This is a genomic window from Agrobacterium sp. CCNWLW155, assembly GCF_036888815.1.
Classification (GTDB): domain Bacteria; phylum Pseudomonadota; class Alphaproteobacteria; order Rhizobiales; family Rhizobiaceae; genus Agrobacterium; species Agrobacterium radiobacter.
This window is the reverse complement of the sequence record NZ_JBAKFW010000027.1, coordinates 1-20,006: the sequence shown is the minus strand read 5'-3', so window position 1 is coordinate 20,006 and position 20,006 is coordinate 1. Positions and strand designations below refer to the sequence as shown.

The 20,006-nt window shown below is 57.6% G+C and carries 25 protein-coding genes, 1 tRNA gene and 2 pseudogenes; 12 read left to right on the top strand and 16 right to left on the bottom strand.

What is annotated here, in order from left to right:
• From V6S97_RS28130 to V6S97_RS28110, 5 genes are all read right to left on the bottom strand, one after another.
• A partial coding sequence (locus V6S97_RS28130) for a transposase (protein ID WP_334428313.1) occupies positions 1-224 on the bottom strand: 224 nt, incomplete at its 3' end.
• An 86-nt stretch (positions 225-310) separates the two neighbouring features.
• Positions 311-401: transfer RNA gene (locus V6S97_RS28125), tRNA-OTHER, on the bottom strand.
• An 85-nt stretch (positions 402-486) separates the two neighbouring features.
• The gene (locus tag V6S97_RS28120) at positions 487-2,340 is read right to left on the bottom strand and encodes a type IV secretory system conjugative DNA transfer family protein (protein WP_306958235.1); all 1,854 of its coding nucleotides are present in this window, start codon (positions 2,338-2,340) and stop codon (positions 487-489) included.
• A 66-nt stretch (positions 2,341-2,406) separates the two neighbouring features.
• A complete protein-coding gene (locus tag V6S97_RS28115) occupies positions 2,407-2,739 on the bottom strand; it encodes a hypothetical protein (protein WP_129565371.1) in 333 nt (110 codons plus the stop codon).
• A gap of 3 nt (positions 2,740-2,742) precedes the next feature.
• Positions 2,743-3,216: a hypothetical protein gene (locus V6S97_RS28110; protein ID WP_236762505.1), complete on the bottom strand. Its 474-nt coding sequence runs from the start codon at positions 3,214-3,216 to the stop codon at positions 2,743-2,745.
• A gap of 193 nt (positions 3,217-3,409) precedes the next feature.
• On the opposite strand from V6S97_RS28110, the gene V6S97_RS29290 reads away from it, so the two are divergent.
• Positions 3,410-4,105 (top strand): hypothetical protein, encoded by a 696-nt coding sequence (locus tag V6S97_RS29290; RefSeq protein WP_442886129.1) that lies wholly within the window; start codon positions 3,410-3,412, stop codon positions 4,103-4,105.
• On the opposite strand, the gene V6S97_RS28100 is transcribed toward V6S97_RS29290, so the two are convergent.
• Both V6S97_RS28100 and V6S97_RS28095 read right to left on the bottom strand, forming a co-directional pair.
• Positions 3,988-4,470 (bottom strand): MobC family plasmid mobilization relaxosome protein, encoded by a 483-nt coding sequence (locus V6S97_RS28100; protein WP_334428311.1) that lies wholly within the window; start codon positions 4,468-4,470, stop codon positions 3,988-3,990. The genes V6S97_RS29290 and V6S97_RS28100 overlap by 118 nt on opposite strands.
• Positions 4,467-5,273, bottom strand: coding sequence for a MobA/MobL family protein (locus V6S97_RS28095; RefSeq protein ID WP_334428310.1), 807 nt, complete (start codon positions 5,271-5,273; stop codon positions 4,467-4,469). Before V6S97_RS28095 ends, V6S97_RS28100 begins: the two co-directional genes overlap by 4 nt.
• 256 nt (positions 5,274-5,529) lie before the next feature.
• On the opposite strand from V6S97_RS28095, the gene V6S97_RS28090 reads away from it, so the two are divergent.
• Entirely contained in the window at positions 5,530-6,399 is an 870-nt protein-coding gene (locus tag V6S97_RS28090) for an NYN domain-containing protein (RefSeq protein ID WP_334428309.1), read from the top strand.
• Positions 6,389-6,670 (top strand): mobilization protein, encoded by a 282-nt coding sequence (locus V6S97_RS28085; protein ID WP_334428308.1) that lies wholly within the window; start codon positions 6,389-6,391, stop codon positions 6,668-6,670. The genes V6S97_RS28090 and V6S97_RS28085 overlap by 11 nt, the downstream gene beginning before the upstream one ends.
• A 201-nt stretch (positions 6,671-6,871) precedes the next feature.
• On the opposite strand, the gene V6S97_RS28080 is transcribed toward V6S97_RS28085, so the two are convergent.
• From V6S97_RS28080 to V6S97_RS28060, 5 genes are all read right to left on the bottom strand, one after another.
• Complete coding sequence (locus V6S97_RS28080) at positions 6,872-7,531, bottom strand: outer membrane protein (protein ID WP_060723868.1); 660 nt, start codon at positions 7,529-7,531, stop codon at positions 6,872-6,874.
• 208 nt (positions 7,532-7,739) lie between these two features.
• Entirely contained in the window at positions 7,740-8,123 is a 384-nt protein-coding gene (locus tag V6S97_RS28075; protein ID WP_111785391.1) for an ester cyclase, read from the bottom strand.
• A 226-nt stretch (positions 8,124-8,349) separates the two neighbouring features.
• Positions 8,350-9,420 (bottom strand): nucleotidyltransferase family protein, encoded by a 1,071-nt coding sequence (locus V6S97_RS28070; RefSeq protein ID WP_080864382.1) that lies wholly within the window; start codon positions 9,418-9,420, stop codon positions 8,350-8,352.
• Between the two features lie 244 nt (positions 9,421-9,664).
• Positions 9,665-10,231, bottom strand: a complete 567-nt coding sequence (locus V6S97_RS28065; protein WP_111791493.1) for an AAA family ATPase — start codon at positions 10,229-10,231, stop codon at positions 9,665-9,667.
• A gap of 187 nt (positions 10,232-10,418) precedes the next feature.
• Positions 10,419-10,658, bottom strand: coding sequence for a helix-turn-helix domain-containing protein (locus V6S97_RS28060; protein WP_165000616.1), 240 nt, complete (start codon positions 10,656-10,658; stop codon positions 10,419-10,421).
• Positions 10,659-10,802: 144 nt separating this feature from the next.
• Here V6S97_RS28060 and V6S97_RS28055 point away from each other — a divergent pair, with 144 nt between their 5' ends.
• A complete protein-coding gene (locus V6S97_RS28055) occupies positions 10,803-11,570 on the top strand; it encodes a hypothetical protein (protein WP_162690851.1) in 768 nt (255 codons plus the stop codon).
• 106 nt (positions 11,571-11,676) lie between these two features.
• Here the strand turns inward: V6S97_RS28055 and V6S97_RS28050 are convergent, their stop codons facing one another.
• Positions 11,677-11,805 (bottom strand): hypothetical protein, encoded by a 129-nt coding sequence (locus V6S97_RS28050; RefSeq protein WP_306958252.1) that lies wholly within the window; start codon positions 11,803-11,805, stop codon positions 11,677-11,679.
• A gap of 124 nt (positions 11,806-11,929) precedes the next feature.
• Positions 11,930-12,250 carry a hypothetical protein gene (locus V6S97_RS28045; protein WP_111821070.1) on the bottom strand — a complete coding sequence of 107 codons (321 nt, stop codon included), beginning with the start codon at positions 12,248-12,250 and terminating at the stop codon, positions 11,930-11,932.
• A gap of 412 nt (positions 12,251-12,662) precedes the next feature.
• Between V6S97_RS28045 and V6S97_RS28040 the strand changes: the two genes are divergently transcribed.
• The 3 genes from V6S97_RS28040 to V6S97_RS28030 are packed head-to-tail and all read left to right on the top strand — an operon-like array spanning position 12,663 to position 14,713.
• Entirely contained in the window at positions 12,663-13,655 is a 993-nt protein-coding gene (locus V6S97_RS28040; RefSeq protein ID WP_334428307.1) for an SMI1/KNR4 family protein, read from the top strand.
• Positions 13,656-13,671: 16 nt separating this feature from the next.
• Complete coding sequence (locus V6S97_RS28035; RefSeq protein ID WP_111791548.1) at positions 13,672-14,388, top strand: hypothetical protein; 717 nt, start codon at positions 13,672-13,674, stop codon at positions 14,386-14,388.
• Between the two features lie 28 nt (positions 14,389-14,416).
• Complete coding sequence (locus V6S97_RS28030; protein WP_162266713.1) at positions 14,417-14,713, top strand: PAAR domain-containing protein; 297 nt, start codon at positions 14,417-14,419, stop codon at positions 14,711-14,713.
• A 179-nt stretch (positions 14,714-14,892) separates the two neighbouring features.
• Here V6S97_RS28030 and V6S97_RS29285 read toward each other — a convergent pair whose 3' ends face one another.
• The gene (locus V6S97_RS29285) at positions 14,893-15,066 is read right to left on the bottom strand and encodes a nucleotidyl transferase AbiEii/AbiGii toxin family protein (RefSeq protein ID WP_162266712.1); all 174 of its coding nucleotides are present in this window, start codon (positions 15,064-15,066) and stop codon (positions 14,893-14,895) included.
• Positions 15,067-15,568: 502 nt separating this feature from the next.
• On the opposite strand from V6S97_RS29285, the gene V6S97_RS28020 reads away from it, so the two are divergent.
• The 3 genes and pseudogenes from V6S97_RS28020 to V6S97_RS28010 all read left to right on the top strand — a co-directional run.
• Positions 15,569-15,838 carry a helix-turn-helix domain-containing protein gene (locus V6S97_RS28020; protein WP_060726840.1) on the top strand — a complete coding sequence of 90 codons (270 nt, stop codon included), beginning with the start codon at positions 15,569-15,571 and terminating at the stop codon, positions 15,836-15,838.
• The gene (locus tag V6S97_RS28015; RefSeq protein ID WP_077998361.1) at positions 15,838-17,079 is read left to right on the top strand and encodes a type II toxin-antitoxin system HipA family toxin; all 1,242 of its coding nucleotides are present in this window, start codon (positions 15,838-15,840) and stop codon (positions 17,077-17,079) included. The genes V6S97_RS28020 and V6S97_RS28015 overlap by 1 nt, the downstream gene beginning before the upstream one ends.
• Before the next feature lie 26 nt (positions 17,080-17,105).
• Positions 17,106-17,210 (top strand): annotated as a pseudogene (locus V6S97_RS28010) (VapC toxin family PIN domain ribonuclease); the annotation flags it as partial.
• 99 nt (positions 17,211-17,309) lie between these two features.
• Here the strand turns inward: V6S97_RS28010 and V6S97_RS28005 are convergent.
• Positions 17,310-17,662 (bottom strand): annotated as a pseudogene (locus V6S97_RS28005) (helix-turn-helix domain-containing protein).
• Positions 17,663-17,966: 304 nt separating this feature from the next.
• Between V6S97_RS28005 and V6S97_RS28000 the strand changes: the two are divergent.
• Positions 17,967-18,650, top strand: coding sequence for a type IV toxin-antitoxin system AbiEi family antitoxin domain-containing protein (locus V6S97_RS28000; RefSeq protein WP_111791546.1), 684 nt, complete (start codon positions 17,967-17,969; stop codon positions 18,648-18,650).
• A complete protein-coding gene (locus V6S97_RS27995; protein ID WP_111791545.1) occupies positions 18,647-19,489 on the top strand; it encodes a nucleotidyl transferase AbiEii/AbiGii toxin family protein in 843 nt (280 codons plus the stop codon). Before V6S97_RS28000 ends, V6S97_RS27995 begins: the two co-directional genes overlap by 4 nt.
• The last annotated feature ends 517 nt before the right edge of the window (positions 19,490-20,006 follow it).

The following is a 20,006-nucleotide window of genomic DNA, read 5'->3' as shown; positions in this document are numbered from 1 at the left end:
AGCGTTTTGACATCGACGGTTGGACCCGCCGGCTCCGTCTTGGTTTCATCGCCGAAAACGCCTGTCGCCCCCTCAAGGAGCTGGTCTTTCCATTGCTTGATCTGGTTGGCGTGCACATCGAACTGCTGGGACAACTCCACCAGCGTCTGCTCACCTCGGATAGCGGCAAGTGCCACCTTCGCCTTGAAAGCCGGGCTGTGGTTCCGGCGCGGTCGTCTCGTCATGGTATCTCCTGTTCCCGGCATCTAAGCCGAAGTCAGGCAGAAATTCCACTTATCCCCGCTGTTCAAATTTCCCGAGCCAGCTCTTGCGTGCTTGGCGCGTTTCGAACGCACATCATCCGCTCTGAGAAAGCCAAGACTTCATAAAGGCGGATGCTCTACCACTTGAGCTACAAGCACAATTTTGAATTGCCCAATTCCGGACGTACTGTCAACCACGGCGCTGCGAACGATTTTGTCGAAGCAGTTGGAGTTGCGCCTGCAGTCACGCGACCATCGGGTTCCGATCCAGCTTCGCCCGATATACCGGATGACGGTGCGACACGATCGCGTCAACCAGTGCCGGCGGCTTCGAACCTGTCAGCAGCAGCATCTTGCCGGTCTTCATTTCCAGGATCTGATCGGCGGTCATGAGCTTCTGGCGCTGCTCAGCGGTTGAGGTCTTGCGGGCCTCGCCGAACTTCGCGGTCGACTGCCTGGTGCGGGTCAGCACTGTCTGATCACCAAGAGCGTTCGCGGCCCAATTGGCGGTTTCGAACTCCGCTCTGCCGAGGCCGAAAATGCGGGTGGTGACGCAGGAGCCGAGAATGCTGGCGGTGTCGCCCTTGCCGTAGACGCTTTCGATCTGGCCCTTGTCCTGGGTAATGAACAGTGCCTCGATGCCGCAGCCGGCGGCGACGTTGGCGATGTTGATCAGCTTTTCCATTCTGCCGAGACGAACAAACTCGTCCAAGACCAGCAGCACGTTCCTTTTCGGCTTCTTCGCGCCTTCGAGGCGTACGGCCATGCCGAGAATGATGTTTGTCAGCAATCGGAGAAAGACTGCCTGGGCTTCTACCTGGTCGAGTGGCACGACCATGAAGAGGTCGGCGCGGCCCTCGAACAGGTTTCCGAGCGAGCATGTCGAGGTGCTGAGAAAGGCGCGCAATTCGTCGGAACGCGCCCAATCGAAAGCCTTCTTGATCGTCGTTTTGATCGCGCCGCGCTCGTTCTCGCCGGCTGCGAGGAAGGTGGCAGCGGCGGCAGCAGGGCGGGTGCCGAAGGTTTCCGGCGCTCCAGCCCATTCCGTCAGGGTCTTTTCAAAGCCTGCGGAAAACAGCAAGTCCATGACGGTGATCAGGTTGCGATCGGCTTCCGTGCGCCTTGTCATGACGACCTCGATCACGGCGGCAATCATGGATTTCGCCATTTCGGCAAAGTGCGCGCCGTTTCCGCTTTCCGGCCGAACAAGGCCTTCGGCAATGACTTCGATGTCGCGGACGAGGTGCGCTTGCCGGATATAGTCGAGCGGATTGAAGCTGTACCTCGACGGCTCGATGACGCTGAAGGGATTGAGAACCACGACCTGACGCCCGAGCGATTGGCGATAGCGGCGGGTGACGGCGAAGTTTTCTCCCTTGATGTCGAGAACGGCGACCGGGCCGTCATGGTCGATGATGGCGGGAATGACGACGGACACGCCTTTTCCGGCGCGTGTGCCGGCGATGGCGACATGATGGCCTGCACGCCATCCGGTTTTCGGGTTGGGGCGGTAGCGCAGCATTGCACCGCCGGAGAGACCGAGCGGCAAGCCGCTGTCGTTGTGCCGGAGCTGGCGCAGCTCGTGGCGGTTCATCCACCGTGCGCGCCATGGGCCCTGTTTGGAAATGCGGCTCGATGATGCCGGGGCGGCAATCGAGATCGCTCGCAGAATGAGGAACAGCGGCACAGGCAGGCCAATGGCGAGGCTGGTTTGCACGCCAAGCTTTTGCGCCTCAGTGAAGCGATCCCAGGTCGAAACCATGCCTCGAATGCTCTCGATTCCGGAATAGCCGGCATTTCGCCAAGCCTTGAAGCTGTCGAGCAGGACGCCGGCCGCAATGGTCGGGTCGGTAAGGGCGAGAGCAGACGCGGCAAGGAGGGCAGCCCCCACAGCCAAGCCCGACGCGCTGCGGACGCGGCCCTGGGTGTCTCCTGCCAAGGTTAGCAGCGCAAACCCAAGAAACATGACGAGGATCGCGGCGCGCGCGTTCTGGTAGATGGGTGGCCAGAACAAGGGCGTTGTTTCCATCAGCAGGAAACCTGCCGCAACCACGGCAATGGAAAGGGCATAGCGATAGGGCTGAATGATCAAATTCATGAATCGAAACTCCAGAAGGAAATAAGGGTCAGTTGCGACCGTGACCGGGCGCGATCGGTCGGCCTGTCACGTCTGCTGCGCGACCGCCTCCAGCATCGCTTCGGCTTGCTCCAGCAGGGCGAATGCTTCCATCAGCCCGGTTGAGGCCGTGCCGCTGGAAGGATTGCCGGAGGCGAGCCAGGCGTTCATGAAGGTAGCCTGTGACGCGATGAGCGATTTCAGCGATCCTTCCAAAGCCGCTTGCCGATTTTCGATCATGTCGGTCGAGCGTTTCTCCAGCGCCTCGAATTGCGCGGTTCCGTTCTGCAAGGCGTTCATCAACGTCTCGACGTAACCCAGCAATTCGCGTTCCAGCGGCGACAGGGTCTCGGGCATCGGTGGTCTGGTGGTTTCGGTCATCGGTCAATCTCCCTGGGCGATCTTCAGGCATGGGGTTTTGTCGGTCCCTGCCTGGCAGGTGATCAGTTGAAGGCGGTTGACGTCCCAGGTGAGGACTTTGCCGCTGCCGGTCTGGTTGATCTGCAAGCCCAATTGCCAAAGGCTGGCGCTCTGGGCGCGGTCGATCATCAGACCCGCCCAAAACCAGCTCGCGGTGAAGCTCAACAGGATGATCAGAAAGGCCACCGCGCCCATGGTCAGGAAGAACGGCTGCACCATCGACCGAAGCCGGTTCACGTCCGCCTCGGTCGTCGCCAGTGCCTCGCTCAAGTGCTGTCGGTTCGCGTCCGTGAAGCTGCGGATATCGGTCTCGATTGTAGCTTGCGCGCGCCTCAAGGCTTCGCTCCAGTCGGTCTCGAAGCTCATCGGGAGCGATGGCGTCGAGCCGGCTTCCGGAGCGGCTGGGCTCGCCAGACGATCTTTCAAGCGCTCGCTCAAGGGTATTCTCTCGGGTCCAGTCTTCACGGAACAGGTCTCCTTTCAGGCGCCAGCGCTCGTCCGTCTCGGGATCGCGTACGGTGATGTAGTTTTTTCCGGTGCGCGGCAGGTCGAACCCCGCCGCCGTCAAAGCCTCGGTCATGTTCGGGCGGTCACAGATGCCGCCGGTCTCGATGCGCTGGACGATCCAGTCATGGATCAGCTCGCGGGCATCGCCGCGCCTGACGCTTTCGATGAGGCTGACGGTCTCGCGGGCGCGCTCTGGCGCCATTGGGTCATTCCAGCCGTGTTCCTTGTTCAGAACATCGCGCAGGGCGTCGTAGTGCTTCTGGTAGCCGGGCGGCGCGATATTGAGGCTGCGCCCGCTCGCAAGCTCCATGCGTGGCGTCACAAAATGCAGCTCGACGCGTCCCTCGTGGGTATGGCGGACCCAAAGCATATCGCGCTGGTCGGCTTCGAGGCCGGCAAAGGCAAGGTTCTCGAAGGCGTCCATCACCTGCCGTTGCTGGGCAGGGCTCGGCGCGTCTTCCGCCGTGAAGGCGATGACTCCGGCCCGATAGGTCCACTGGTGCGGGCAGGCGTCGATCAGCGCGCGCATGCGGTCTGCATCGCCACGCAGCACCTCCGGCAGAGGCTCGCGGGCAAACAGCATGACGTCGCCGCGCTCATCGCGGATCGCATTGCGGTTCTGGTCGTAAGCGACGACGTCGCGCTCGACCAGGTAGTCAACCGGCCCCGATCCGCCGCCCTGGCCGTTTCGGAAAAACTTGATCAGCACGGCGCGTCATCCTTGGCCGTGAACTGCTCAAGGGTTTCCGATAGCGCCCGCTCGATGGCGACCAGGCGCGTGGCAACCGTGATTGCGTCGATGGCGGACACCTGGCCCTGAACCTGGGCCGCGTTCAGCCATCGCGCGATCTGGTTGAGGTTGCCGCCGATCCGGGCGACGGCGCGCACCAGCTCCGGGTCCACCTTCGGAACCGGACGGCGGCGGCGCGCCTCGGTGAGGCCGAGCGCTTCCCGCATCAGCGTGGCGAAGGGCAGACCGGCCCGCGCAGCGCGGGCGGTCAGCGCCTGCTTTTCCGATGCGGTGCAGCGGAAAACCACGACGGCATTGAGTTCGCCTTTGGGCGATCGCCGCGTGCTCTTGGTGGGGGTTGAAGGGGAGGCCTGCCTCCCCTCACAAGGCTTCCTGTCAGAAGGCTCGCCGTATGACAGGGGTCGCCTTGCTCCCTTCAAATCGCCGTCCGTCATGACGCCCTCGGAAGGTCGGTTTGTCGGGGAGTTTCGGTGGCAATGTGGTCACGGCGGCGGCTGAAGAAAGCGATCCAGTCCAGCGCACCTGGGCTCGTCTCGTCCGGTGGCCAATATCCCGGCAAGGCATAACCTGGCTTGCCGGTTTTCACGGTTCGCAAGCCCAGGGTTTCGATAGATGGAAGCCTGTGACGGCGTAGCCAGGCGCACCACTGCTCGACCTGATCCGCCTTGGTCTCAGCCACGAAAACGAGCGGGACGGCTCGCCGCGTCTCGACGCGCAGCGGGGCGTAGTCGTGCGGGTTAGGTCTATTTATTTTTTCTTTCTCTGGGTTTGGTGGACATATTTGTCCCCCTTCGCCGGACACATCTGACCGCCTTTCCGGAGGAATTTGACCGCCTTTGTCAGGGTAAAGGGTGACAACTTTGTCCGTCTTTTCCCGGGCGTCCGATGCGCGTAAAATCGATGGTTCTGAGGGACGATATTCCGTGTTGTACCCGACGCCATTTCCGCGCTGGATGTCGAACCATCCTTTGACCTCAGGTTCATGGACGGCGCGCTGAATAGTCTTGACGCTCTTGCCGGTCGCGTCGGCAATCGTTTGATAGGACGGCCATGGGGCATCGATACCATCGGGCAGAATGATCTCCGTGTGAACGACACCGGTCTTTGCGGTGAAGTCATGGATAATGCCGTCACGCTGGTTGAGGATTTTGCTGGCGGTGCGATAGGCGATGGCGGCGACGGCACTTTTGCCGGCACTGCGGCCGACCGGTTTTACACTGCAATGATAGATCGCCATGCCGGTCTCCCGATAAAACGCGCCGGCAGAAAAACCCGATTCCGCCCCGTCCCGGCCGCGGGTCACCGGAAACAACCGGACGTCAGCCCTTCGATGTCTTGCCTGTCGCCGGGGCGCCAACTCGTAAGTGCGCCCTTGTCGAATTCAGTCTAGCGGGACGGGGGATGGCTGGCTCTATGGTGAATTCACCAGAATGCGCTGCAAAACGATCCCCGCTACCATCGGCCCTGTGACACCGGGAGCAATGGAGATGGTGATGGATGCGGTCAGGTTCAGGGAAACGAAACGACGGTCAGGGACAAGGGGTGCCCGGCAAAACAACGGCACCGGAACGGACCGGGAAAGCCCCAGGCTGGCGGTGCTGATCGATGGTGACAATGTCTCGCCGGAAATCGTCGACCGGCTGTTCGGCGTGATCGCGATGCTGGGAGATGCAACGGTCCGGCGTCTCTATGGCGACTGGACACAGGCAACCATGAGGGGCTGGAAAAGCCGGCCTGGCGATCACGCCATCCAGCCGGTGCAGCAGTTTGCAAATTGTCCGGGAAAGAACGCCACCGATGGCGCCATGATCATCGATGCGATGGATCTTTTGCACCGGAACCGCCTCGACGGTTTCTGCATCGTCTCGAGTGATGGCGACTTTACCCGGCTGGCGGTACGCATCCGCGAAGAGGGGATCGCCGTGCACGGATTTGGTGGCCGGCAGACACCGTCTTCCTTCATTGCCGCCTGCAGCAGCTTTACCCGTTTCGACAGGCTGCGGCCGTCCAAAGAAATGCGGTGGCTCTCCGCCACAACAGCAGACGCAACACAGGCCGCCGGCAGGCAAACAGATCTCTCCGCCCATGTCGAGCAGCAGATGCTGGCGATGATGGAAGAGGCCGTGTCTGCCAGCAGGGAAGAAGATGGCTGGTCACCTTTGGCAAAGGTCGGTCTCTGGCTTGCCCTGCATGAGCCGGCGTTCAATCCGCGCCACTTCGGTTTTGCCGGACAGGGCGGTTTCGTTGAGGCCTGCCCTGCCATAAACGTCCGGCGCTGTGGCGAGGGCGGTCATCTGGTGCGGGTGAGGCTGGTGGAGAACAAGGCCCCCACAGCTTGCGAGGTAACCCGTGATGGTGCGTAAACCGGTTGCCCGTCGCATCGAGGAACTGGAGGCACGCAAGCGCTCGCTGAGGGCACGGCTTGCCGCACGCGAACGGCGGCTTGAGGTACGGCGGAAAATGCTGCTGGGCACGTGGGTGACCGGCGAACTTCGGAAAACAACCGCGGAACCGGACGTGCAGATGCTGCGCGACCTGCTGCGGCGTCAGCTGCCGCAGATGACGCTGCGGGATGCCGATCGTCAACTGCTTGAGGATTTGCTCAATGAGGAAAACGCGGACGGGAACGGTTGACGTTTGCTGGCGGTTGGCGGGAGCGTGCCTGACCGTGTCCGGTGCTGGTCGGCGTTTTCAATCATTGTGGTGCCATGAGGTGTGGCGAACAGGTCGCTCGCACTTGTTTACCCCCGGTTTGTCGCTCTCCTGCCTTCGGAAAAGGACAAGGAAAAAGCCCGGCACGATGGCCGGGCTTTCGCTGTTTCTTGTCCGAGTGGATCAGAATTTTACGCCGAGGCCGACGCGGATTGCATGCTGGTCGACATCTGCGTTGATTGCAGCGCCGCCGAAATTGAAATCCTTGTCGCCGAAGTCGGTGTAACGGTACTCGATGCGTCCGAACACCATGTCGGTAAACGCGTAGTCGAGACCAACGCCGACGGTGTAACCGTTGAAGGTTTCCTTCACGTCGGCAACGCCTGGAACTTCCGCATAGCCGCGGGCGTAGGCCCAGCCTGCGGTACCATAGACCAGTGCACGGTCAAATGCGTAGCCAACGCGGCCGCGGACCGAGCCCTGCCAGTCGAACCCGTAGTCGAAGCTTGTGCCCAGAATAGTGGCGGAATCGTCGCCCCAGTTCTTTTCGAAGTCTGCTTCAAGGCCAACGACCCAGCTGTTGCCAAGGTCATAGTTGAAACCGACGAACCCGCCGGCAAGAGCGCCGTCAAAGTCTGCGGATGTTTCACCTGGAAGGCCCACGATCGAAGCGTCGTTTTGATTCCAGCCGTAACCGGCCTGGACACCGGCTGTAAATCCGGTCCAGCTGAACAGCGGTGCAACGTCTGCTGCCGGGGCTGCAGGAACTTCTGATACGGCATCGGCCGCCATTGCAGTCGATGCGGCGAGCACGAATGCGATAGTCGATACGATTTTCTTCATAGTCTCTGAACTCCCTTACATGAGAGATCATTCATATGCGTTTTCCCTGAAAAATGATGTAACCTTTGTGCAACGCCCACGATCTCGGCGACTGTCTGCATAAACTGGAGACTGCCCGGGCGCGGTGGGAAGTCGCTTGCGATCGCGCTCGTCAGGGTAATTTTACGGGCCTTTGCCGGCCGCAGATGTCTTTGCAAGGCCAAGGCCGTCACCCAAGTTGACGTTCGATTGCGGCCTTGTCGATGACCGACCAGACCCTGCGGATTTTCATGTGCTCAAATTCGTAGAACACATGCTCGCAGAACTGAACCCTCCTGCCATTGACCGGAAGGCCCATGAAGGTGGCCCCGGGCGTGCAATCGAACGAAAGCCGGGCGGCGACCCGGGTCGCGCCGCTGACAAGGATCTCTGCCTCGAACCGCAGGTCGGGAATGTCGGCAAAGTCGTTCTCCAGCATGTCGCGATAGCCCGACAGCCCGAATGGTCGGCCGTTGTGTTCGACTGTATCGTCGACGAAGGTGCCGAGTTCATCGAAGGCCTGACGGTTGAGGCAGTCGAGATAGGCGAGATAGATGTCGTGAAGTGTCGGCATGGGTTTCTCCATATCGATTAAACGTCAAACCGGTTCCGGCATCAGCGCCGCGGCAGCCGTTTCGTGCGAGGCTCGCCAGTACGTTTCGCCGGCAGAATAACGGTCCGTTACTGAGCAGGCGCAGTTTTGGATGGTCAACCGGTGACGAGTTTGCAACTGCCGCTATGAAGCCGGTAGAACCCGTCCTGCGGAACGGGAAGTTCGGGCATCTGCACCGGGGTTGCCATCATTTTTTAACCGGATCAGCGGCGGAAACGCCGAGCGCGACTGCCAAGGGCAACCTGGCTTTCTCCGGCATCATGGCGAGTCCTGAAGTGATCGCTTCCTGCCATGCAGGACCGCGTTCCCACGCCTCGTTCCAGGCGTCGGCGAGCGAATATCCTTGCCGTGTTTCCACCAGGGCCTCTGACAACAGGGATGCTTGTTGAAGATCCTTGTCACGCTTTGCTCTGCCCAGGGCATCGTTGCGCCTGCGAGACGCGACAATCAACTTGTGAACGGCATAGCGCTCGGGAGCGGGGACGTTGACGCTGACGCCTTCTCTATACAGCAGCACCGTTCTCACGGGTTCGTAGATCAGATAGTCCAGAAAGCGAAGGTTTTCCGCCGACGCGCCGCCGAGAGCAGGCATGGGTGACGGCTTGCCCGTATGGTCGTTCGACCCGCGGTTCCCCGTCAGGAACTCCACGCGATAGTTGTCCGAGTTCACGAAGGCGACCACACGCGCCTTGTCCGCCTGATGTGGTACCGCTCTGAAGGACGGATCGACGGTATGCAAGACGTCCAGGATTGGTGGCAGGCTGTCCCCAATCTCTGAGCTTATTGCAAAATCCTGGGCGTAGTCGGCGTCGCCCGTCTGGAGCGCGGCATTTGGAAGGCGAACCCCGAGCAGCCCTGAATAGCAGCTGAACGCAACCGAGCCTATGATAAGCGCTCGAAGGCGAAACAATCCGGCATCTGCAAGAGCTTTCGTTACTTCGCCGGCAAAACGTTCAGGCGCCGCCATGCCACCAGTTCGTGTAAGGGCGTTAACGAGCCGACGCCGCTCTCTGAGGTCGTCTTTGACTTCCCTGTGGGCGTGTACCCTCGCGGTTATTTCCGCGTCTGCTTCCGGCCCTACATAGCGCCGCTTGTCACCATCGGGGGTCGGATACTCGAAGTACCAGTAACCCTTGCCTTTAACGGGGACGTTCACGAACCGTCCATTATGAGGGAAGTCGGTGGAGAACTGCCCATCGAACGATCGCTGCGCCAGTTCCGCGAACATTGTCCTGTATGCGAGGTCAATCTGTTTCAAGACATGCGATCCTTGCGGCGACATGTGTCATTATACGGTTTTTTTTCCTTATAACCGGGATCGCGATAAATCGGCACAGTCGTTATAAGGAAATTCAAAAACCCTTATAACGACTTCCATTTGCCCTGGCAACCGGTCGTCAGGGTACTGCCCCTGAAACCGGCCAAGGCAGTTCCAGACAGTTTCGCCGTGACGCAGGAGGTAGATTGTCGGTCCAGACACGCGTGCTTCACCCATTTCCGCGTTATCGGTCGCCATCGATCGATGCATCCAGACGGAAGCGCGTCGATTGCAGCGCATTGATGACCGAGTGCAGGGCAGCCTGTTTGTCCTTGTCCGATACTGACAGGACGTGATGTTCAAAGACGCCGAGATCGGCAAACTGCGCATGAAGATCGGCGACGACAAGCGGATCGCCGAGGCTGTCGCCACCGCGTGCCTGACAGCGTTCGATCGCCTCCTTCACTGTCGTGCGCAGCACGATGTAATGCAGCGGGCGCGAAAGCGCCATGAAGGCCGGCAGCCAGTCCGGTCGCACGACGCCGTCGAGGATGACGAAATAACCTGCCTCGGCGTAGCGACCGGCAACGTCGGCGGCGATCTGCATGATCATCCGGTTCTGTTGATCGGACTCCGGAAGCCAAGGGGCGATGCGGCCGTGCTTGATATAACCCCATAGGTCATCGCTGTGGAAATGCACCTTTGGCACACCGGGCAAGTGCGCGAGCGTTTCGGCGATTGTGGACTTGCCAGAGCCGGGATGGCCGGAGAGAAGGAGTATGTGGCCGGAAAGGTTGTTATGAATGGTCATTGCGCAATCCTTCATTCCACCGGATCGATCGTCAACCGCCTGCTGCCGATCTCGCTGTTCGCGTGATAAAGAGCTGCGCTCGAAAGTCTGATATGGCGCAATTTTTGGGAAAGGATCAGGTGCAATTTCGCTCTTTAGCGAAGATGCTCGCTCGGTACCGTAACTCGCCGTTATATGTGTAGGCGATTTACGGCAACGGAATGTAATTGTCTTTGTTGACGAGAACACCAAACGTGACGTCGTTGTCTACGAACTTCACGCCGGCTTGTTCTAAAACAAAGCGTATATTCTCGATCGTTGATTCCTTGAGGTCCTCACCTTTTTCTAGGCGGACCAGGGTGTTTGTCGATATTCCCGCATGTTCCGCAAGTTCGACAATTCCCCATCCTAAAGCGGCACGCGCCATCCTCACTTGAACAGAAAACATGAAAATCGCCATAATTTAGCGAAAAATATTGCTTCGCTACCAATTCCAGTTACTATCAGATGTCTGCGTTATGCAGGCGGCCGAATCAGGCGTCCTACCGCCTGACTCGACCTGACCACAATCTAGCTATCAGGAGCTTGGATCATGGCTGATTCTGAGAATAGCAGAACTTTACCTAAAATTTCGTGCGCAAATGCATTCCCCAACGAGACGTTTGTCGACAACCTGCCAAGCGTGATCAACCGGCGCAATCTTTTGCCGCTGGCCGCACGGATCCTGCCGATGCTGCTCAACGATCTTCCCTCGCGCACCATTGCCGGACCGGTGCATGCCAAGGAACTGTGGCCGGACTGGTATGACATGTATCAGCAGCGGCTTGCCGCCGAGCGGGAATGCCGGGAACTCGAGGCGCGACTGCTGGAAGAGACCGGCGGTCGTCCTGCTGTCGTGATTGCAGTTGACGATGGTGGTCCATCGGTCGGGACGGTATCCTCTTTCGGGGAGATCAGGGAACTTGCGCCGCGGATTGGCGCTGATGCGGCAGAGAGCGCGCGTCTGGAGTTGCTGAGACTGAGACGGGCATGGAATGCGGCTGACCGTCGCATCGGTTACAGCGCCAGTCTTGCGAAGGCGCAGGACCTTGCCCGGTTCGAGGGTATTGCCGGGCGTGTCCTGATTTCGCTGCAACCCTATTACATCCACGACATTGCCGCCAAGCTTCACTGCATGCTGGTGATGTATGATCCGGAGCTTCGCAATGAAGAGACCCCCTGGCCGGAACTGCGCAAGATGCTGCGTGAGCTGATCCAGCCGCACTGGTCTGTGATCGAACCGCAGTCGCGTATCCGCCTGCTGAGGCCGAAAACACGCGAGAGGCGGTTTCAGGAGGAAAGGGACAGGATTGCCGTGTGAGCGGCGTGAAGCAGGCTCGGCAGCGGTCTGTGGTGACACACACAGTATCGTCGCCGGGCCTTCAGCGCCCTGCGATGGTCAGCCAGTGAAGCACGCCACGCCCTGCCTATGCGGCAAAGCTTGTCACCAGACAGGCGGATGCCAGAAGCAGAGTGACGACGGTGAAGAATATCAGAGCTGCCGCCAGTTCATCGAACCTGCCGTCGCGTTCATTGCGATTCCAGTCATAGGCCATAGCCAACCTCCATCGTTGCTGTGAGGGAAGGGTGGCTCCGCATGGTTAATGAAATCCTAATGTTTGCGAACTGAATATTGCTGGTATCATTTTGCATTTGGCCATCCGAAGATGGCGCCAACCCTCAACTGGCTGGCTTGACGAGGCTGATTTCGGTTTCGCTGTCGAGGACGATATGCAAATCCCGGATCATGCTGGCTGCCTGCAGCAGAGCGCTTCGCACCTCTTCATCGCTGCGCCATCCGCGTTCGATTGACAGGGCAACGGTGTGGATGTCGACGAGACTGTCACGGCCGGGACCGGATGGAATTCCGATTGTTTCGCGCATGTCGCGGATTGTTGTGACGGCCCGTTCCAGCATACGCCGCTTCTGATAGCCATCGAGGTGATCGAGCCTGTTGGCGTCGCGGATGAGCTCGGCAATGAGACTGTTCGTCAAGGTCATGGGACGAGGGTGCCGGGTCGGCTGACGGGCGTCAATGGAAGACCTTCGAGGTAAGCTTCAGGCCCCGAAGTTGACGCCAGGCTGTGATGCCGATGCATCACGGCGCGTGGATACAGACGTGAGGTTTTTTATCGTTATCTCTTAATTATTCCTATTTCTATCATAGCTTTGGTTGGTTTTCCGGAAGTAAAATATGAGGCGTGCATCATGCTGGCCCTTTTTTTGGACGGTCGATGGCTGAGTGCTGAGTGCAGAAATCCGGGGTTGCGTTCCGCTTGTGCAAAATGAGATTATCGGCGCGGAGATTGCCGGAAAGCGAACGTCGATCAGTCTGCGACCTCCCGGGGGATCGTTTGGCGTGGAGGTTGTCTACAGCGACAAAATGGCGGTGAGACCAAAACGGAGTGACGATATGAAAAACGGAGCGTGCACGTTCCGGCGTCGGTACCTCAAGGTATCGACAATCAGCTGCCTTGCCGCATTGTTGAGTTTCGGGGAAGCCGCGGCCACGCCGGCGGATATGACGGTGGAGCGCCTTCTCACCGTCTGTGAAGCGCCCACTGTGCAAGAAGCGATGGTAGGCGGCGACAAACTCGACTGGAAGCGTTTAACCGATGCGGACATTGATGAGTGGCGTCGCAGCTTCGTCGGTTATAATGGCGGTTCTGTTGATGTCGTGGGGTGGCGCCATGAGGGGGAAGGCGGCGCGGAGTTACTGTCGTTCTGGATTGCCGCTGGTCCGAATGGACACAAGGCGTGCGCGTACAACACGCCAAGACCCTCCGGCTTTCTGGATGCGTTATCGGATCGGCTTGGAGCACCAGCCAATCTCGACAAGAATGATGCGATAAATAGCGTAAGTAAATTGGAGGTTCTTAGAATAATGGATGCAGCCCTGAAGGATATGCTGGACAAGCCTGATGAAATGGGTCGTGCGGAAAAGCCGGTGGCCAATACCGAGATCGACGAATTTGAACGCTCGGAAGGCGTCACCCTGCCGGATTCGCTTAAAAGTTTCTGGTTAAGTTACGGAAGCCGCGACCTTAACAGCAAGAAGATCTTTGCTTTCAAGACGAAAGTCGTTTTCCCTGATGGAAAAAAGAAGAAAGCCGACGTCAATGCGATCGCCGGTCCCGGCAAAATGATCGAGGCGCGCCAACGTTACATTGACCCGCTATATGGAAACTCCGGTGAGCGACTGCCCGCAGGCCTTTACCCCCTGACATTCGATAGCGGTTATGGTCACTGCTTACTCGATCTGAATGCAGATACCCACGGACGTATTCTTTATATAGTGATCAAGGCGAAAACCTTCGGCGATGCCGGTTACGGCTGGGATCAGGTCGGAACAGTCGCGAAGGACTTCGATGAGTTCCTGGCTGGTCTGACGCCGGATTATCTCTGACTTTGGAGAGGGGGCGATGCTTCAGGACGCTTATACGCATTTGAGTTCGGTCGCGGAAAGACATACCGACGACATCATCACGACCGCGTTCGAAAACTGGCCTCCGTTGTATAAGGAATTTGCACTGGCACATCCTGTAGCATCTCTTCCCCTGAGTTCAGACGAAATCGAGGTGGTTTTACGCGGGAATTCCGATCGAGCACGCTGGAAACAGCAGGCGATCGCCATACCGGAGATTGCCCTGCATACCATCGAGTTGCGCGGGGGTCGGGTGTTCCCAAAGATTGGCCCGGTCAGTTGGAAGGAAGTACCGACCTTTAGCATTATGGAGTCGTCTGAAGCGGCAGCAATGATACCAGCAATGCTCGCGTCATTGACAAGCCGTATGGCTATCATTCTGGAAGCCTTCGTGATTGGGCAGGTGCCGACGTTCCTGCACTTCTTCCCGGCAGTTGATCTAGCCTCGCACGCAGAGTTGCGGGTCAGGGTTCGCGACGGCAAGATGGTCGACGCAAGGTGGCAGTCCGTTCCGCAAGGTGTGCGTCCAGATGTCGCGATCAAGGAGCGCATAATCAGTACGGCGGCAGAGCTCTGCGCATCGAGTCCACTGCCAAGCTTGCTTTTGGACATCAGTGTGGATTGCAGCGATACGACATCGCCCGCGAGACTCATCGAGATTAATCCCGATATCCCGATAATTTCTACTCCGCCAGACCGTTCAGCTCTTTCGTGACAAGCTCAGGAGGTTTACTTTGCCTGGAATGCCCGTAACGTTGAAAGCACACTGGCACGTCTGCCCGATGATAGATCCTGGGCCTCGGCCGCATATTGGCGGACCGGTCGTCTCTACACAGCAGAATTTTGTAACGGTGGAAGGCGTACCCGTGGCCACGATCGGTGACAGTCTGCTTTGCACTGGAGTGCCTACGACATCAGACAAGATCACAGGTGGGTCTTCGATCGCCAAGATAGAGGGCAAGAGGATTGCCCGTATTGGCGACTCCTGCGCGCATGGCGGAAGGCTGGTGCAAGGAGTGCCTTGGATTACGTTCGACTGAAAGAGCTGGCTCGGGAAAACTGCACAGCCCGGATAACATTCGCTCGGGGATCGATGAACTGCACCTCGACCTCCTCCGCTTCGAAACTTCTCATCATCGAAGACATGATCCCGCTTGATGGCTTCCATCGGGCGGGATATCGGCGGCAAGCCGTCATGGAAGTTGCGCCGGCTTTCGATCTACCTGGGCTTGTCCTGATTTCGACCGGTGGCAACGGTCATATCATCAGGAGGATTTATCCTGAGATCGATATCGTCGGAGAAGCGGTCAGTTATCCCCAAACACTTGGAAAGCGATGTTCCGCCCCTCAACTCGAAATGATAGCCCGCCTGTTTCTGGGCGGCAATTCGCATATATTGATCCATTTTAATGGGGCGATATCGATGGTTCCCCAATTGGTTGACCCATTGTAGTGGGGCCATTCCAAGGCGCCTTTTGCCAGCTGCGGAGGTTGCAACGCCGGCTTCCGGGCGTGCGGCCTCATGGCACCGAAGGCGGCCGCCATTCTGTCGCTGATCGAGACCGCAAAATCAAAGGTTGGTGGCCGCTTCCGGTTCAATTCATTTGTCAAACCCGGTCACACAAAGGCGGGTCCGTCGCTCCCATTGGATGGCGAGGCGGTTTTGAGATATCCCGGTTTACTCAATTGGGTTGAGTCTTCTGACGAACATCCAAACCGGAATACGGGTTGCCGGGCCATACATGTCGGGGATTTCAAAGGATGCTTCCCTGGGCGCGAGATTTCCCGATCAGGATGATTTAATACCGCAGGGAGTCAAACTTACCGATCGGGAAGCGGCATATTGATCTCTTGGAAATCTTCCTGTACGGTAAGTAATCCGATGGAGGTTAACGATGTTCAGGTCTGCGCGCGATTTCGGCGCTGCTATCAGGGAAAGACGCAAAGCGCTTGGCTGGACGCAAACCGGGCTTGCTGCCCGTTCCGGAACGGGTGAACGCTTCATCGTCGAGCTTGAATCCGGCAAACCGAGCTGCCAGCTCGAAAAGGCGCTGATCGTCGCGCGCACCGTCGGCATCGAGATCGGCGATCTCCGGACCGTTCGGGCTGCTCCATCCACGCTGGACGATGACCTCAGCTTCCTGCCGACGTTCGGTGCTGATTGATGACGACCATCTTTTACGAGACGCTGCCTGTCGCCCGTCTGACTTTTGAAGGCGAATGGAGGATGGACTACGATGCGGGCTGGGAAGCACGGCGCACGGCCTTTCCGGTGTCGCTCACCATGCCGCTGCGCTCCGGGCCCGTGGGTGCTGCGAAGCTGCTGCCCTGGCTTGCCAATCTGCTTCCGGAAACACATCTTGCCGAGATCGGTCAGCGGCTCAAGGTTTCTCCGCAGGACATTGTCGGTCTGCTTGGTCATATCGGACGTGACACGGCGGGGGCGCTGTCGATCGGGGAGCCGCGGAAAGCGGGTGTCAACCTCCAGCCCGTGCCGGATGAGCAGGCACTGGAGCGTATTCTCAATGAACTTCCTGCCAGACCTTTTCTGGCCGGAGAGCGCGGTGTTTCCATGTCGCTTGCGGGCGTCCAGGAGAAACTGCCGGTGTTTGTAGACGGGGATGGCCATATTTCAGTTCCGGTGGACGGGACGCCATCCACGCATATCCTGAAGCCGGATACGAAACGTCTTGCAGGGAGCGTGGAGAACGAGGCGTTTTGCCTGTCGCTTGCGCGTGCCTGCGGGCTGGACGCGGCCGAGGCGACGATCGGAGTGGCTGGCCAGCGACGTTATCTTCTTGTGAAACGCTATGATCGCTTCACCGATCCGCAAGGGGAAATCCGCCGGCTGCATCAGGAAGATCTTTGCCAGTTAACAGGACATTTCCCCTCGCAGAAATACGAGCGATCCTCGACCGGCCGGGGCGTGACCATGAAGATGATGTTTGATGCTGTCAGCGATCTTGTTTCGCCTGGCGAACGGCTGAAACTTCTCGACGCGGTGATCTTCAATGTCCTGATTTGTAATTCTGACTCGCATGCGAAAAACTACTCGATCCTGATCGGTGCCGGTGGATCCGCGAAGATGGCTCCGCTCTATGACCTGATGTGCGCTGCCGTTTATGGCCAGGTAGATCAGAGCCTGCCGCAGGGGGTTTCCGGTCGGTTCCGTGCGCCTGACCTGCGGCGTGCCGATTGGCAGGCACTGGCTGATGACATTGGACTGAGCGGCGCATCGACACTGAAACGTGTGGAGGAACTCGCACAACTGGTCAGCGTCGCATGCGATGAGGTAGCACCGCATATCGCTGGCATCTCCAGCGATCCGACGAGGACCCTTGAGAGAATTACTCACAACGTTCGAAAGCGGTGTAGACAAATTCAGGAGCGATCAGGTGGCCGATGAGATGGCCCCGTATGGAGTGGCGATGGTTGATCGCCTCGACCGCGCTTGTTCATAACCTTGCCGTCGTGACGCGGAATGTTGGGGATTTCGATGGTACGGGCGTGATCGTTGTCGATCCGTGGCAAGGGTGATTGTTCAGACAACAGGCATGCGCATCATGCCCGGCAGTTGCCGAGCGGAGTCAAGTGTCATTGGCGTGAGAATTGCTCGGCCTGATAGCGATGCAATGCTTACGCCAGGTCGTCTATATCGACGTTGAGTGTCTGAGCGATTTTTCGCAGGACGGTGAGGCTTCCGGCTTTTTTGCCGCTTTCAATCTCTGACAGATAGGGCGCACTTATCGAGACTTTAGTTGCGAGGTCCTTGGCGGTCATTCTTCGATGCTCGCGCCAGACTTTACGGCGTTGTCGCCGGAAAGAAGACGATTGACGACAACGGCAGGAACGAGTTCGTCATGCCCGGCGGCGATATTAGTCTTGATCTTCTCAGCAGATGCGACATCAGCCCTGTCCACAAGGCTTTCATATTCAGACAGGGGAAGGACGATGAGCGTTTCCCTATTTGGAGTGGTTATGGTTTGCATCATTTGCCTCCTATTCGTAGATACTGCCGCGTGCCCCGATTTTTATGACTTCCAGCACACTTCCCTGGTCGTCCATAATGATGCGCCAGTCGGCAACGCGTAAGCGAATGAATTGTGAGCCAGTCAGTATTTTCACATTGTTGGCAAGAGATTTTGGATCGCTTGCATATTGCTCTATTTTGGCTGTGATCCGCGTGGACACTCGATACTTGAACAGGTACGTCCTACCGGGAACGGGTTCCGGCACCTGTAGCAAAATTATAAAAATTCTTGAAACTTTCATAAATTGGAAGTATCAAGAATTATGTCTTCGTTGGTGGACCAGGTTTCTGCAGCCGGATTGGCTGATCGTTTTCTGAATGACCGGCAACTCGCCGAGTTGCTGGGCGGCAGTGACGCGCGCCGTTATGGCCTTGTCAACCGCGCTTTGAAAGACGGGTCCCTCATCCGCCTGAAGCGTGGTTGTTATGTGCTGGCGCGACGCTATCGACGTGACCCGGTTCATCCGTTTGCCGTCGCCCAAAACCTCGTGCCGGGCAGCTATATCTCTTTCGAAACAGCACTGTCGTTCCATGGATGGATTCCGGAGGCGGTGTTTGTTACCGCCAGTGTTTCACCTGGACGCAAAAGCCAGGATTTTTCGACGCCCGGGTTCGGGACCTTCAGCTATCATCCTCTGGCGATCAACGATTATCGGTTCATGACGAGTGTTGACCGTGTCCCGCTCAACGGCTCGATTGCGTTCGTTGCCCGACCTCTTCGGGCACTTATGGATCTGGTAGCGCTTCGCAAGGTGGAGTGGAGCGGGCTTGAATGGCTGACGATTGGTATGAGGATCGAGGAAGATGCCCTTTTCGGATTGCGACGTACGGATTTTACGGCATTGAAGCCGGTGTACAAGCACAAGGCTGCGAATGCCTTTCTCCGGGCGCTGGAAGGCGCCCTGATGCCTTCCAGGCGTCTGCATGATCTCGAGGTCAGGGCATGATTGAGATTATCCGGGACAAGCTTCGGCAATATGCGGCGGAGAGTGCAATAGAGGAAGAGAATGCCGTCAAGGAGATACTGCAGGAGGTCGTACTCTACGCTTTGTGGCGGGGCGATTTTTTCGATGTGGCTCTTTTTCAAGGCGGCACAAGCCTTCGCATTCTTCATGGCCTGCCGCGTTTTTCCGAGGACCTCGATTTTCTTCTGCGGGCTCCCGACACGGGTTTCAACTGGTCTCCTTATCTCAAGGTTCTGACGGATGTTGTCAGCCAGTTCGGGCTGGAATTGGAGGCACATCCCAAGGTGCGGATGGATACGGCGATCCGGCAGGCTGTTATCAAGGATGATTCCATCGCGAGCCAGTTGGATCTGTCATTTGCGGGAAGAGGGAGACCCAAGACAATTCGTATCAAGCTTGAGATTGACGTTAATCCGCCTGCGGGATCGGGTGAGGCAACTACCTATCTTGATTTTCCGGCTGATTATGAGGTCCGCCATCAGGATTTGCCTTCCAATTTTGCGCTCAAGATACACGCTCTGCTATGCCGTGGATTTCTCAAGGGGCGTGATTGGTTTGACTTCTCCTGGTATGTGTCCCGCAGCGTCTCGCCGAATCTGGACCTTTTACGCAATGCGCTGATGCAGGCTGGTCCATGGGCGGGAGATGAGACTGTCCATGTAGATGCTGCCTGGCTGAAAGCGGCTCTTTCAGAAACGATCAAACGTATCGACTGGAAAGAGGCTGCCGGGGATGTTCGACGGTTTCTTCGTCCAGCTGAGCTTAAATCCACGGATCTTTGGAGTGATCGTTTTTTTCTTGCCAAGCTGGAAAAGCTTTGAAGCTTTCCGATATTCTTGTGTTCGTAGAAGGCAGGCGAATTGTTTCGTCGGTTACGTTTTGCAAATTATATATTTTCGTTTTTTTTGATTTGACGGATTTATCAGCAACCTGAATCCGTGCTGACGAGGGCGTCATTCAGAAATGCGCCTGCGGCGCGGCGGGTCGACGGGGAATGGTTTTGCTGCAGCATCTGCATCAATACATATATTTTTATATTTATACTTTTTGGATGGAATATTGTTTCACATTGTGACGTGGTGAGGGCGATTCCTGCCGGTCGCAAAATGAAGTTGGTGAAAACATATATATATATATACATATGGATGGCCGAGCAAACATATAATTTATGCACTTGTTTACCTGGCGGATTGCTTTGCCTGGGCGGATGATTTATGCGGGTTTGTGCGGAAACTAGGGATTTTACCGGGAATCTGACTGGGGACTGATTGAAAGAGTGGGTTTGTTTTGGTGGCAATCGATCATAATAACAATATCATGATATTGTTATTATGATCG